14 protein-coding genes are annotated in these 13,353 nt (G+C 38.1%); 1 reads left to right on the forward strand and 13 read right to left on the reverse strand.

Translation table 11 applies throughout. The features are described from left to right. Positions 1–61: 61 nt before the first annotated feature. From EFT72_RS13490 to EFT72_RS13535, 10 genes are all read right to left on the reverse strand, one after another. Complete coding sequence (locus EFT72_RS13490) at positions 62–1,180, reverse strand: alpha/beta fold hydrolase (protein ID WP_124067447.1); 1,119 nt, start codon at positions 1,178–1,180, stop codon at positions 62–64. Between the two features lie 19 nt (positions 1,181–1,199). Beyond that, positions 1,200–1,973, reverse strand: coding sequence for a response regulator (locus tag EFT72_RS13495; protein ID WP_124067448.1), 774 nt, complete (start codon positions 1,971–1,973; stop codon positions 1,200–1,202). Between the two features lie 17 nt (positions 1,974–1,990). Beyond that, complete coding sequence (locus EFT72_RS13500; RefSeq protein ID WP_124067449.1) at positions 1,991–3,715, reverse strand: histidine kinase; 1,725 nt, start codon at positions 3,713–3,715, stop codon at positions 1,991–1,993. Positions 3,716–3,794: 79 nt separating this feature from the next. Beyond that, positions 3,795–4,619, reverse strand: a complete 825-nt coding sequence (locus EFT72_RS13505) for a carbohydrate ABC transporter permease (protein ID WP_124067450.1) — start codon at positions 4,617–4,619, stop codon at positions 3,795–3,797. Then, positions 4,619–5,473: a sugar ABC transporter permease gene (locus EFT72_RS13510; RefSeq protein ID WP_124067451.1), complete on the reverse strand. Its 855-nt coding sequence runs from the start codon at positions 5,471–5,473 to the stop codon at positions 4,619–4,621. The genes EFT72_RS13505 and EFT72_RS13510 overlap by 1 nt, the downstream gene beginning before the upstream one ends. A gap of 120 nt (positions 5,474–5,593) precedes the next feature. Continuing rightward, positions 5,594–6,961 carry an extracellular solute-binding protein gene (locus EFT72_RS13515; RefSeq protein WP_243110018.1) on the reverse strand — a complete coding sequence of 456 codons (1,368 nt, stop codon included), beginning with the start codon at positions 6,959–6,961 and terminating at the stop codon, positions 5,594–5,596. A gap of 265 nt (positions 6,962–7,226) precedes the next feature. Further along, positions 7,227–7,409, reverse strand: a complete 183-nt coding sequence (gene rpmF, locus EFT72_RS13520) for a 50S ribosomal protein L32 (RefSeq protein ID WP_124067452.1) — start codon at positions 7,407–7,409, stop codon at positions 7,227–7,229. A gap of 2 nt (positions 7,410–7,411) precedes the next feature. Next, positions 7,412–7,939: a DUF177 domain-containing protein gene (locus EFT72_RS13525; RefSeq protein WP_124067453.1), complete on the reverse strand. Its 528-nt coding sequence runs from the start codon at positions 7,937–7,939 to the stop codon at positions 7,412–7,414. Between the two features lie 112 nt (positions 7,940–8,051). After that, a complete protein-coding gene (locus tag EFT72_RS13530; RefSeq protein ID WP_124067454.1) occupies positions 8,052–9,239 on the reverse strand; it encodes an acetate kinase in 1,188 nt (395 codons plus the stop codon). Positions 9,240–9,259: 20 nt separating this feature from the next. Beyond that, on the reverse strand, positions 9,260–9,829 hold the full coding sequence (locus EFT72_RS13535; RefSeq protein WP_124067455.1) for a phosphate propanoyltransferase: 570 nt from the start codon (positions 9,827–9,829) through the stop codon (positions 9,260–9,262). 161 nt (positions 9,830–9,990) lie between these two features. Between EFT72_RS13535 and EFT72_RS13540 the strand changes: the two genes are divergently transcribed. Beyond that, positions 9,991–11,253, forward strand: coding sequence for a nucleotidyltransferase (locus EFT72_RS13540; RefSeq protein WP_124067456.1), 1,263 nt, complete (start codon positions 9,991–9,993; stop codon positions 11,251–11,253). On the opposite strand, the gene EFT72_RS13545 is transcribed toward EFT72_RS13540, so the two are convergent. Genes EFT72_RS13545 through EFT72_RS13555 form a run of 3 tightly spaced genes read right to left on the reverse strand, consistent with a single transcriptional unit; the run spans position 11,248 to position 13,346 of the window. Continuing rightward, positions 11,248–11,754 carry an NUDIX domain-containing protein gene (locus EFT72_RS13545; RefSeq protein WP_124067457.1) on the reverse strand — a complete coding sequence of 169 codons (507 nt, stop codon included), beginning with the start codon at positions 11,752–11,754 and terminating at the stop codon, positions 11,248–11,250. The two genes, EFT72_RS13540 and EFT72_RS13545, sit on opposite strands and share 6 nt — an antisense overlap. Before the next feature lie 37 nt (positions 11,755–11,791). Next, the gene (locus EFT72_RS13550; protein ID WP_124067458.1) at positions 11,792–12,136 is read right to left on the reverse strand and encodes a phenylpyruvate tautomerase MIF-related protein; all 345 of its coding nucleotides are present in this window, start codon (positions 12,134–12,136) and stop codon (positions 11,792–11,794) included. Positions 12,137–12,155: 19 nt separating this feature from the next. Next, positions 12,156–13,346 carry an SAM-dependent methyltransferase gene (locus EFT72_RS13555; RefSeq protein ID WP_124067459.1) on the reverse strand — a complete coding sequence of 397 codons (1,191 nt, stop codon included), beginning with the start codon at positions 13,344–13,346 and terminating at the stop codon, positions 12,156–12,158. Positions 13,347–13,353 lie beyond the last annotated feature (7 nt).

Consider the following 13,353-nt stretch of genomic DNA (forward strand, 5'->3'; position numbering starts at 1 on the left):
TAAAAACATAATAGTTGCTATGTCGTTTCTAATAATGGGAATTTTAAGTTATTTCTTTCTATTACAAATGTTGATCTGCATAATCCATATAACAATTCCAATCATACTCATCCATGTCATGACTCCCTGTTTTTAAATGATGTCCAATCTGCCCACTATGAAGAGGCTGCTCCGGCAACGGCTGGTCAGTCCTTCCTACCCCCGTCAAGCCGAAAAGTTCATATACAGGACTCGCCATTACACAAGATTCAAACTGACCTTCCGGGTCAGCCCAGTTATCAAAAGTTTTTGCAGATGTATATAAAAGTCTTGGTGCAATTAACCCAAGCAACATATGTTGATCAAACGGAAGCATCTCTTCCTTTTCCTTATATTTTTGATAATTTTCGCAGAACCAATAAGGGAAACGTTCGGTGATGTCTTTAATTGTTTCTCCTGATTTTCCTCTAGATAACGCATCTCCACTATTTCCAGCACAGCTGCTTACCGCCATTGCAAAACGTTCATCTTGTGCCGCACACCATAATGCCGTTTTTCCTCCTCTGGAATGGCCAACCACCGCCACTCTTTTTTCATCAATCATTGGATCTTTTTCAAAATAATCCATTACCCGGCTAGCTGCCCAAGCCCAAACGGTAATCGCCCCCCATGCATCCTTAGGTCTATTTTCAACATATTCTGGAAACAGCCTAGAAAACCCAGTAGTAAATCCTTCTTGATAATCTGGTGATATTTCCTGAGTACGAAAGGCAGCGCAAGCATACCCCCTGGAAATCAACGTCTCCACCGGATAAAAAGGGCTCAGGAAATGGCGGGCAGGATCGCTGTCCTTGATTCCCCTGTTGCAAACGGTTACAAAAGCTTTAACTGGCTTCTGTGCATTCGCCGGAATAAATACAACAAAACTAAAATGAAAGCTTCTTCCACGCCTTACCGCTTCAATCTCAACTGTTTTTCGAACAGTACGACCTTCCATTATATTTTTAGACACCCTGGAATCAGCCACTCTGATCCGTATTTCTACCTCATCCATATCCGGAAGACGTCCGTATTCTTCCTTTTGAAACAATTCTAATATTTCTGGTCTTCGTTTATTCAACCAAGATTTACTATCCGTTATCATCGTTCCATCCATACAGGTAAGAATAGACGGTATCTTTCTTTTGCTTTTAGAAATCATTGCAAAGTCCCCTCCTGTTTTATTTCCTATTAGATTTAATTTCACTTGGCGCATAACCAAATTGTTTTTTAAACACTTGAAAAAAATAGGCATAATCACGATACCCTAACATATGAGCAACCTCATTCACTCTATTTTGAGGGTTTTTAAGCAATGTTCTGGCATTATCCATTTTTACCATAGTTACATAATTGCTAAAACCCACTTTTGTTTCTTTTTTAAAACATTTACTAAAATAGGAGTTAGAAACCAGCAGTTCCTTACAAATCTTGTTCAGCGATATATGACGGTGAATATTTTTGTCAACATAATCAACCGCTTTGGAAATGGTACTAGAATAATATGATTTTTCCAAACGAATAGAATTGATCGTTCTCAACAAATCGTCCAATTCTTCCTTCTTGACAGAAGTCTCACTTTGGCATATACTTGACACTGTTTTACGCAAAGTTTCCTCTAACTCTTCTGTCATAATAGGCTTTAAAAGAAAGTCACTCACTCCATAGCGTATTGCTCTCTGAGCATAGGAAAAATCACTGAATCCAGATATAACTATAAATCTGGTAACTTGATTCTGCTGCCTTATTTTTTCAATAATGTCTAGGCCGTTAAATCCAGGCATCTGAATATCAATCATTACAATATCCGGTTTCTCTTTTTGGATTAATTTCAAACCATTCAACCCGTCATAGGCTACTCCCGCAACCTTGCATCCACACAACGCCCAATCCGTAGACTGTGTAATTGCTGTAACAGCTATTTTATTATCATCTACAATTATAACTGAATGCATCGCAATCCTCCCTTTCTTTACATTCGATCAAGCGGTAGCAGGAGTTTAACCTGTGTATATTTCTGAAATTCGGACTGAATCAACAAACCATATTCTTTTCCATACATTAATTGAATTCTATCCAATACATTTTTTACACCGATCCTCTTTTTTGCCTTTTTATTCTCCATTATTACAGACAATTGCTCTGGCAAAATCCCTTCTCCATCATCCCATACGCAAAGAATCAATTTTCCTCCATCTCTATATACTGATATTTTTATGGTACATCGGTCCATTTTAGGTTCCATCCCATGTACAAGAGAATTTTCAACAATGGGTTGTAAAATACAACTTGGCACCATAACATTCAATAATGTGTCGTCTACGTCCCATTGTACACAGAGCCTATCCGGATAGATGTTTTTACAAAGTTCCAAATAATTTTTTGCGTATTCAAGTTCTTTGCTTACTTCACAACAAGAATTTGTCCGCTCGATACTTCCTCTAAAAAATTTAGACAGCAAACAGATAAGTCTGCTTACTTGTCTATCCTCATTGATCTGCGCAATCCCATTAATTGATTGAAGGATATTATAAAGAAAGTGAGGATTTATCTGGGCCTGAAGCTCATGGTAGCGAAATTCCAAAAGTTTGTACTCGTTCTGCTGCTGAAGTTCCTTCGCCTCTACTACCTGTTGCATTAACGTCTTTATGCGACTAGCCATTTCTTGAATATGCACATCCAGAACATACAGTTCATCTCCTTTAGCAAACAGAGCCGGTTCCATCTCAAACTCGCCTCTTGACACCCTGTTAATATTTCCGAACATGATATTCAGATTTTTGGCCATATTACCAAACATGAACCAAAGGAATAAAATAACAGAGAGGAAAAGCAAAATTCCAACAGCCAAGATTAAATATAAAAAATCCAAATATCGTTTGTTCTTGTTCTCTAGATTTATTTGATGAACAATTTTCAATCTTCCATTTTCAATTCCATAAACACCATGAAGATAATTCTCATCATCATTTTCGATTAATCCGGTGCTCCCCTCCCCATAGGTATGGAACAGCACATTGTTATTTTGATCATAAAGAGTAAAGTCTCCAACTTTAGTGCTGTCAATATGATTAAAAACAGCTTTTAAGGGGGTGTTTTTCACTTCTGCTACTATACCCCCACAAAATCTCATGGTATCTTCATCAAAAAGTAAACGCAGAAGTAGAATACCTTCCTCGTTTTTACTTTTTGCCCACACCGTATTTCCTTTTGGATTGGATAGGTTGTCCCAATTATCATGATAAAGCATATCTATATCCTCAATAGGAGGCATACTTTCTTGGGAACGGGAACCACGGCAGGCGAAATATATGTCCTCCCTATCGTCTATAACCGCAATCCAGTTTATATTGTAATTAACGCTGATCATTTCTTCCAAATGTTTCCGAATCTTGATTCTCAAATACGGCATGGCTGAAAGGGTTGTGTCTTCCACATTTCCGATTAAAGATCCAAACCGTTGATTTGTTGCCGTTAAAGGGAGGGTATTATCTCCTAATTCTTTTAATGAGATTTCCACATTCCTACAAATCTGTTCTGTTAATGTATCGGATTGATCACTAATTTCTGTTCGAAACCAATTACTGCTAACCTTGTAAATACAAACCAAAGCTATCAAAAACGAAAGTCCCAAGAATGCAGTAACCGCAATCATCTTAAAATATAAAGTATTTCTAAAATGAATCCGATTTTCCATATCTGCCCCACTCCCTTTTTGTCTTTTTCCAACTATATCAACTGAACTATGGAATGTCAATTACGAAAGCCATTCAAAATCAACCTTTCACTGCTCCTGACGTAATTCCCCCAATAATATACTTTTGTAAAACAAAATACATAACCAAAATAGGAATAATTGATAAAATAAACAGAGCAAAAGCCAATCCCAGTTCAATGCTATTTTCACCAAAGAAAAAGTACTGTGTCAAAGGAACATTACGGACCTGTTTCTGCTGAAGCAAAGTAAGGGACATTTGAAAATCATTCCACACATTTAATGCATTCAGTACAACTGATGTTAATACAATAGGCTTCATTAAAGGAAAAACTATTCGAAAGAACACCGAATACAAACCCGCTCCGTCAATAGCCGCCGCTTCCTCCAGTTCTTTTGGAATGCTTTTTACAAACCCAGAAACCAAAAGCACAGTAAAAGCAATCTGAAATCCAATTTTAGCAAGCACAAAACCATGAAGCGTATTCAGCAAACCCCAACGGCTCATATCAATATACAAAGGGGTCATAATCGATTGAAATGGAATAATCATGGCTCCTATAAAAATATAATACACACAATTATAGAAACGATTGTTTTTTCTTGCAATGATATATGCTGCCATTGTACAGATTAAAGTAATAATAAATACTGCAAATATCGTTGTTATAAAACTATTTTTTAAGGCAAGTCCAAAATTCGATGTTTCTATCGCACGACTAAAGTTATCCCAATGAATTTTTTTTGGTAAAGAAAGTCGATCCGTAACCATCTCCGGTTTTGATTTTACCGAGTAAACCACTGCAATATAAAATGGGCTGATGACAAATAATGTAACGGCTATCTTAACAAACAACAGTAGTCTTTTCCAAAACACTTGCTTCATTATAGTTCAACCTCCTTAGATCTTAAACTTTTTGACACCACTGTACTAATTACAAAGATGGAAAGGGTGAATACGACAGCGATTGCTTGTCCATACCCAGCTTTAAAATAGGTAAATAAATTATTGTAAATCAACATCGCCACGGTTTCCGAGGCTCTTCCTGGGCCTCCTCCAGTTGCAGCCATTGGGTAGTCAAAAACCTTCATTCCCCATGCAAGTACAAGGGTGAAATTTGCAGTAATAGCTGGTGCAATCATCGGCATAGTTATATCCTTAAACTTTTGCCACGGAGTCGCCCCCTCCAAATTTGCAGCCTCATAATAGTCTTTTGATACTCCCTGAATTGCCGCAATATATACAACCATACAATACCCACCATCTCTCCAGACAGATATCACCGCAAGACCAACCATAACCCATACGGTGTTCCCCAAAGGACTCGGCACACCAAATATATTATAAAACACATCACTGTAAATATATCTCCAGATATACGAAGATAACACAAGGCTCAAACAGTAAGGGATAAACAAAAAGGTTCGCAGAATATGATTTAGTTTTGATTTTCGGGATATCATCAAAGCAAATGAAAGCCCCATAAAATTCGAAAAAAACATAGTCAATCCGGTAAAGATCAGGGTGTTCTTAATTGCATTTTGAACATTTGGATCTTTAAAAATACGCAGGTAATTTTTAACACCTACAAAACTTTTATGAGGGCTCATCCCATCCCATTTCGTAAATGATATTGGAAATCCCTGTAGGAACGGATATACCACAAAGATTGTAAACACTATCAGGGCTGGCAATATAAATGTAAATTCTTGCAACCTCTTTTTTTGTTTCCGATTCATGAAACCCTCCATTTCTTTCCTCGATGACAAACAATTTATACATTTAGACAAAAGTCAGGGTCACATATAGCACAAGCTACTGCCACCCTGACCCTTCTCTTTTTCGTTTAATTTCAGATTTTATTGTCGGATCGCTGCGATTTCATAATCAATATCTTCTAACAACTTAGTTACGTCTCTTTTTTCCTCATCCAATGTAACAAACTCCTGTAGTTTGGTACGAAATGCAGTTGAATATTCAGATGTATAATCTGGTACCAGACTTTTCGATACTATTTTATCCTCATCGATATATGATTTAATTTCTTTAATAAAGGCAGCTGCATCCTCTGTAGAGACATTAACATTACTCGTCATCAGCTTTGCAGTATTCATCCAAGTTTTCGAACTTTCCTCTTCTGCTAAGAAATTCAACAAATTCATTACTTCTTCTTTATGTACCGTCTGGGAGGATACAACAAACACATCATCGATTCCGACCCAAAGCTTATTATCTTCCGGTTTATCTGACCAGGGAGTCGGAAACATCCCAAACTCTCCTTCAGGATTTGCAGCCATTACATCTCCCATCAACCAACCACCATTCATGTACATCGGCCTCTGACCTGCTGCAAAATTTTGGATTCCCTGTGTTTGATCTACAGCTGTATCCCCTGGATCCTTATATGATGCAAATCTAGAAAACATATTCATTGCATTTATCACAGTTTCATTCCCCGACAGTTCTTTATTGCCTTCTTGGGAATTCTTCCAAATTTCAGCATTTCCAGTTTGTGCCGCCATACTAGTGAAATACGAATCCATTTCGTGGAATACTCCGTGAATAAAATTGTATGGGTGGATCATCGGATATACCCCTTTTTCCATAAATGTATCACATACTTGGAAAAATTCATCTTTTGTAACAGGAACTTTTACTCCAGCCTCTTCAAACATTTTCTTATTATAAAAACATGCTTTCACCTGGGCATCCATAGGAAATCCATATACCCCACCATTGATTGAACATTCATCCTTTAACATAGGTAATACATTGTCTAGACACGGCTCCCCAGATAAATCCATAAAGTAATCACCGTCTACAAATTCTTTCATAGTCTGGGGTTTCCCAAACATGATGTCGGGAGCTTGCCCTGCCGCAATATAGTTTTTGTAGGTAGCTATGTAAGAAGATGAAGCTACCACTTCCACATCAACAGAAATATTCGGATTTTTTTGTTCAAAGGCAGTTAAGATTTGGTCCAGTGCATCCCGTTTTGTTTGTTCCCCCATATAGTGAACCAAACGAATCGTTACTTTTTCCCCAGTCCCTGTTCCAGTTCCCTCACCTGCTGCTTTTGAAGACTCTTCGTTTCCTTCAGTTTTTTCCTCCACTCCAGATTTCGTTTCTTTATCCGTTTTGGTTCCAGAAGAGCAGCCCACTGCAGATATTGCCAGCAATCCAGCCAACAACAGAGACGAAGTACTTTTTAAATACTTTTTCATCATAATACATCCTCCTTTAAGTATGAAACATGAATTAACTACACAACAATATTTTATCAGACTAAAGTACAGGGTACTATATGGATTTGTAGCTCTATTATTATATATTTTGTCATTTATGGGTGATTAAGGATAGATTTAGTGTATATACTACTAATTTAAGTTTGAAAAAAGGAAAGAAAAGCGAAAAAGAGATTCAAAAAAAGCTGTGACTCAAATGAATGAGTAACAGCTTTTTAATGAGCATATCTCTGGTGATTCTTAAAAATTAAGCTTCAACGCTGATGATTTCTTTCTTGTTGTAAGAACCACAAGCCTTGCAAACTCTGTGTGGCATCATGAGTTCGCCGCACTTACTGCATTTAACTAAGTTAGGAACACTCATCTTCCAATTTGCTCTACGTTTGTCTCTTCTTGCTTTAGAAGATTTATTCTTTGGACAGATAGACATGGTTACACCTCCTTAAACTGTTTAAAAATATCCTGGATGACTGCCATTCTAGGGTCAGTTGACCTAACATCGCAGTCACAAGTCTCATGATTGAGATTTGTTCCACATCTATTACAAATCCCCTTACAGTCTTCACTGCAGAGAACCTTCATAGGTAGGTTCAGTATTAGTTCATCACAAACCAACTGGTCTACATCCAGATTATAACCAATAACATATGGTTGTTCTAAAAGATCTTCTTCACTCCCGTTATCTGTTCTATTAAGATCAATAGTACGGATAATTTCAAACTCCAAATCTACACGCACCGGGTCCAGACAACGATCACATGGAATGATTAGAGCAAGCTTTACTTCCCCTTCCACTTCTAGTTTTTTATCGCCTAGATTCATAATCCGTAACTTGACAGGTTTCGAATCTGTCACTTCACAGTCACTATACGGCCCATGATAAATCTTCATTTCAATATCGGGTGTATAAGTTTTCTCTTTCCCCTCAAGGTTAAACAACTCGGTTAAATTAATAAGCATATTAGTCCTCTAATACGCACCTATGTTATTATACATAGGCGTGCACTATTTGTCAACAAAATATTTCCAGATTATTAGATACAAAAACTATATTACACCAAAGGTTTTGAATTTATACCAGAGCCTTTGTCTCTCTTGCAATTGCGAGTTCTTCATTTGTTGGAATTACACAAACTTTCACTTTTGATCCAGGGGTAGAAATCACGATCCGTTTCCCTCTTTGACCATTGGCTTCCTCATCAATTTCTACACCAAGATAGTTTAAATAGCTGCAAATCTCAGCTCTGATTGCTTTGTCATTTTCTCCTACACCTGCAGTAAATGCGATGGCCTCCACCCCATTCATTGCGGTTGTATATGCACCGATGTATTTTGCCACCCGGTAAACATATGCTTTGATCGCAATATCAGCCAAATGGTTTCCTTCACCTTGTGCTTTTTGAACATCACGGAAGTCGCTGGAAATGCCTCCAGACATTCCAAGAATACCGGATTTCTTATTCAAGATATCCAATACCTCATTCACGGTTTTGCCTTCTTTGTTGCAGATAAACTGTACAACAGCTGGATCAATATCACCACTTCTGGTCCCCATGATCAGACCCTCTAGTGGTGTAAGTCCCATGCTCGTATCTACGCATTTTCCACCAATGGAAGCAGAGATGCTGGCACCATTTCCTAAATGACATACAATCACTTTGCCTTTTTCTTTATCAAGGTCGCAGAATTCAAGCGCTTCTTTGGAAACATAGCTGTGGCTTGTCCCATGAAAACCGTAACGACGGATGCTGTATTTTTCATAATATTCCTGTGGAATTGCATAAAGAGATGCTTTTTCTGGCATGCCCATACCAAATGCAGTATCAAACACTGCTACATTCGGAACTCCTGGCATTGCTTCTTCACAAGCCTCAATTCCCATTAAATTAGCTGGATTATGAAGTGGTCCTAAATCGAAGCAATCACGGATTACTTTTTTAACATCTTCTGTTATAACAATAGAATCGCTGTAAATAGTACCGGCATGGAGAACCCGATGACCCACTGCAGAAATTTCACTGGTATCCTTGATTACTCCATGGTTTGGATCAACCAAAGCGTCCATAACTAATTTAATTGCTACCGTATGGTTCGGCATATCATGTTCTAGTTCAAATTCACCATTTCCCTTATGAACTAATTTGGAACCGTTGATACCAATTCTTTCGCATAAACCTTTTGCTAAAACTCCCTCATTCTCCATATCAATCAGCTGATATTTTAAGGAAGAACTTCCACAGTTGATAACTAATATATTCATATAGATATAAATCTCCTTTATTATTTTACAATTTCGCCGTACTGTTCTCTTCCACAACCTGCTGCATTGGATTCATCTGTATCAATATGCATGGCAAGAGCATAGGAATCACTCACGCGAATCACTACATCTCCAAAAACAAGGTTTCTACCATTGTTGCCAACTTTCACTGAAACGATATCACCATTTTTCACACCCAGCTTTGCTGCATCTGCAGAAGTTGCATGAATATGACGTTTTGCTGCAATGACACCTTCTGTAATCTCAATTTCGCCTTCTGGACCAACCAGTTTGCAAGGACCACTTCCAGCAATATCTCCTGATTCTCTTACTGGAGCCGCAATGCCGATCGAGCGTGCATCTGTCAAAGAGATTTCAACCTGTGTTGATTTTCTTACAGGCCCTAAAATCGAAACTCCTTTAAATTCTCCCTTTGCACCAACAACTGCAACTCTTTCCTCACAGGCAAACTGGCCTGGTTGGGATAATTCTTTCTTCTTCGTTAATTCATATCCCTTGCCAAATAATACCTCAAGATGTTCCTGAGTTAAATGTACGTGACGGGCTGATGTTTCAACAATAAAATTCATACTTATCTATTCTCCTGTTCTCATTCATCAATATATATTTTTGATACTCACTCTATTCTATGAGCATTCCCTAAAATTTTCAAGTCTTGTTACAAAATTATTTGCATTTTTTGCGGAACAATAGCATAATAGAGTAAAAAACATCAAAAAAGGACTATTTTATGATAAAAGATAAAAAAATCAATATAGTTGGTATCATTGCAGAATACAATCCCTTTCATAATGGACATGCCTATCACATCCAAAAAGCAAAGGAACTTGCTAATGCAGATTACTGCGTCATAGTCATGAGCGGAGATTTTGTTCAGCGAGGCGCACCCGCTATCTATGACAAATACACCCGGGCAGAAATGGCACTCGCCTCAGGGGCAGATCTTGTACTTGAAATTCCTTCTATCTTCGCAACCTGCAGCGCTGAGGATTTTGCCGCCTGTTCCGTATCCCTATTAACCAGACTAGGGGTGGTTGATTCCCTGTGTTTTGGCAGTGAATGCGGAGATGTGGAAAAACTTTCCTCTATTGCTTCTATTTTAGCCACAGAACCGTCTGTTTATTCAGAAAACTTAAAGCAGGAGTTAAGGAAAGGATTAACCTTTCCCGAAGCTAGAATTCAGGCACTTATTTCTAGCGGTGCTATAACAAAAGAGGAAGCTTTTATCCTATCCTCCCCCAATAACATTCTTGGAATCGAATATATTAAAGCATTGATTCGACAAAACAGCATGATAAAGCCTGTGACTTTAAACCGCAAAGGAAGCGATTACCACGAAACCAATTTAACGATTGATCGTTACAGTTCTGCTACGGGGATCCGTGAATTTTTAAAAGAATCCGCACAAAACCTTAATGATAACTCCTCAATACTTGCTCATGTGCCGGATATCGTAAAACCTATTATGGAAAAAAGTATGCCACTATTTACGGATGATTTTGGAGTTCTCTTAAACACAGCTCTTCTTCGTCTTTGCCACGAGGAAGTCCCCTATATAAAATATGCAGATGTCTCCGAAGAACTTTCCAGAAGAATGATGAAACAGCTTCCAGACTATGTTCCAATGGATGATAAAATCAATCAATTAAAAACTAGACAATACACCTATACCCGCATTAGCCGTGCCCTGATCCATATCCTATTGGGGATCACCAAAATCCAGATCGAAGAAGGCCGAAAGGCCGGATATGCTCCTTACGGAAGAATCTTAGGTTTTCGCAAAAATTCCGTTCCTCTTTTGAATGCGATCAAAAAAAGAGGGAGCATCCCTCTCATTGCCAAAACGGCTGGTGCAGAAAAAAATATTTCCAATGTTGCTGCTTCCATGCTCCGCCAAGATTTTTATTCCTCCCATATCTATCAAACGGTCTATCAGGATAAATATAAGTTAAAAACAAAAAATGAATTCACCCGATCCGTCGTCATCTTATGACGGCGGATCAATGAATTCCTGAATCTGATCTTTGTATAAAAGAAATCTAGATTTTGGTACTACAATACCTTGTTTCCACATATGAAGTAATTCCTCAAACCGAACAAATCTAGCATCCACCACTTCCTCTGCCTGAAGTGTTAGGTCCATTAAGAAAACATCCTGGAAGGTAATATAAGTATCAACAAACCGTTCCTTTTGACGTATTTTGTGAATTAATTTTAATTCTTCTTGTTTCGCTGAAATCCCTGTTTCTTCGAATAATTCCCTGATTGCTCCTTCTAGACTCGACTCTCCTGCAAGAACGGAACCTCCCGTGCATTCCCACATGAGGCCATAAGGTTTATCTGGATGACGTCTGGTTAAAAGAATCTCATTGTTTCCATTAACCGTCCATACGTCCGCAATCAGATGATATTCTCCGTCTTTTAAAGGAACTCCCCTGACATGCGTCCCCCCCATTGGTACTCGGTTTTCATCATAAACATCCCAAAGTTCCATTATCGTTCCTCCTACTGAAACACAATGAATTCAATGATTAGAAGTTCATTCCATTATATCCCCAATGTTCTACTTCTTCGTATTTCACATAAATTTTGTCCTGTGCGACTCCAATCACGTCTTTAAAAATCCTGCAAATCTCCGCAGTGAGGCGATCATAATCCCTTTTTGATGCATTTCCATGAATTTTCACTTCCACAAACGCAATTTTCGTCTGATTCTTTCCTTTAAAATAAAGAGAATAGTTATCGTCAAATCCAACCATCAGCCAGCTTTCTGATTTTCCCGGGATTAAGCTGATTGCCTGCCCTAGCTTTGCTTTTAACGTCTCCTTATCTTCTTCCGTTAAAGGGGTATTTATTTTTGCATTGATAAACGGCATAATACTTCCTCCTTAAATTCTAAAGTCCACCCACTTGATCTGATTGTTTCCCGTAAAATAGTCCATAAAGAGTCAAATCTCCGTGTAAAAACGCAAGAATCTCGTCTATTTGTTTTCGATTTTCTTTTGGACGATCTTGTTTGACTGCCCGAATCAAAAGATTTTTCGGAGTATGTTCCATATCAATAAATTCCAGAACCTGTGTCCGATACCCTTGATTTTCTAGAATTTCGGCTCTAAGTCCATCCGTGTACAAAGCAGCCATCCGTTCCTTAATAAGACCATATTGAAACATAGGATTCATAAGGTCACTCTCTAATTGCTTATTCAATTCATGTTGACAGCAGGGGACAGATAAGATCACCGAAGCGCCCCAGCGGACTGCTTTATAAAGCGCATAGTCGGTCGCTGTGTCACAGGCATGGAGTGTCACCACCATATCAACCCGATCAACCCCCTCATAAGAAGCAATATCGCCGTGATAAAAGCTCAATTTATCATATCCGTATTTTTTACTCAACCAGTTGCAGTCGTCAATCACCGTTTGTTTTAAATCCAATCCAACGATGCGAATGGGATAGCCTTTCTGTACGTGAAGATAATCGTACATAGCAAACGTCAGATAGGATTTTCCACAGCCAAAATCCAAGATTACATTTTCTTTGTCTTTATTCAGTTTAGGCAGAATATCTTCAATAAATTCCAAAAATCGGTTGATCTGACGAAATTTATCGTATCGAGATTTTATGATTTTACCTTCCGGGGTCATAACGCCTAAATCAATCAGATAAGGAATTGGATTTCCTTCTTTTAGAATGTAACTTTTTTGCCTATTATGTTCTTTTACCATGGGAAATACTATTTTATCCTGTTTCAAACGCTTTACTTTGATTCCAGGAACTCCTTTTTTACTCACTAAAATCCTTACCTGCCCCAGATTTGATTCCAGTTCCAGCTGACTAAAGGTACCATCTAATAACTCGGTTAGGTAATTCAGGCATTCTTTTGTGGAAAGATTTTTATGATGAACTTGAGATTCTACTTGTTCCTCTGCCTGGAAGACCAATTCTGATTTTAAAAGAATCGGCCTTACTTTCACCTTCGAAATCCCTTGTTTTGACACTGGGTTACTAACAATCACCCGAATTAAATGTTCATTCAAAAATTCCGTCAAAATTTCTTTCTGTTTTTCTTTCTCCTTATGTTCCATTGAATCA

This window comes from Clostridium sp. E02, from assembly GCF_003833015.1.
Lineage (GTDB): Bacteria > Bacillota > Clostridia > Lachnospirales > Lachnospiraceae > Lacrimispora.

Coding starts and splice junctions, on each gene's coding strand:
- EFT72_RS13550 (WP_124067458.1), bottom strand. CDS start 12,136: ATGCCGTTTATCAATGCAAAAATAAATACCCCTTTAACGGAAGAAGAT.
- EFT72_RS13515 (WP_243110018.1), bottom strand. CDS start 6,961: ATGATGAAAAAGTATTTAAAAAGTACTTCGTCTCTGTTGTTGGCTGGA.
- EFT72_RS13530 (WP_124067454.1), bottom strand. CDS start 9,239: ATGAATATATTAGTTATCAACTGTGGAAGTTCTTCCTTAAAATATCAG.
- EFT72_RS13500 (WP_124067449.1), bottom strand. CDS start 3,715: ATGGAAAATCGGATTCATTTTAGAAATACTTTATATTTTAAGATGATT.
- EFT72_RS13495 (WP_124067448.1), bottom strand. CDS start 1,973: ATGCATTCAGTTATAATTGTAGATGATAATAAAATAGCTGTTACAGCA.
- EFT72_RS13535 (WP_124067455.1), bottom strand. CDS start 9,829: ATGAATTTTATTGTTGAAACATCAGCCCGTCACGTACATTTAACTCAG.
- rpmF (WP_124067452.1), bottom strand. CDS start 7,409: ATGTCTATCTGTCCAAAGAATAAATCTTCTAAAGCAAGAAGAGACAAA.
- EFT72_RS13545 (WP_124067457.1), bottom strand. CDS start 11,754: ATGGAACTTTGGGATGTTTATGATGAAAACCGAGTACCAATGGGGGGG.
- EFT72_RS13525 (WP_124067453.1), bottom strand. CDS start 7,939: ATGCTTATTAATTTAACCGAGTTGTTTAACCTTGAGGGGAAAGAGAAA.
- EFT72_RS13540 (WP_124067456.1), top strand. CDS start 9,991: ATGATAAAAGATAAAAAAATCAATATAGTTGGTATCATTGCAGAATAC.
- EFT72_RS13505 (WP_124067450.1), bottom strand. CDS start 4,619: ATGAAGCAAGTGTTTTGGAAAAGACTACTGTTGTTTGTTAAGATAGCC.
- EFT72_RS13555 (WP_124067459.1), bottom strand. CDS start 13,346: ATGGAACATAAGGAGAAAGAAAAACAGAAAGAAATTTTGACGGAATTT.
- EFT72_RS13490 (WP_124067447.1), bottom strand. CDS start 1,180: ATGATTTCTAAAAGCAAAAGAAAGATACCGTCTATTCTTACCTGTATG.
- EFT72_RS13510 (WP_124067451.1), bottom strand. CDS start 5,473: ATGAATCGGAAACAAAAAAAGAGGTTGCAAGAATTTACATTTATATTG.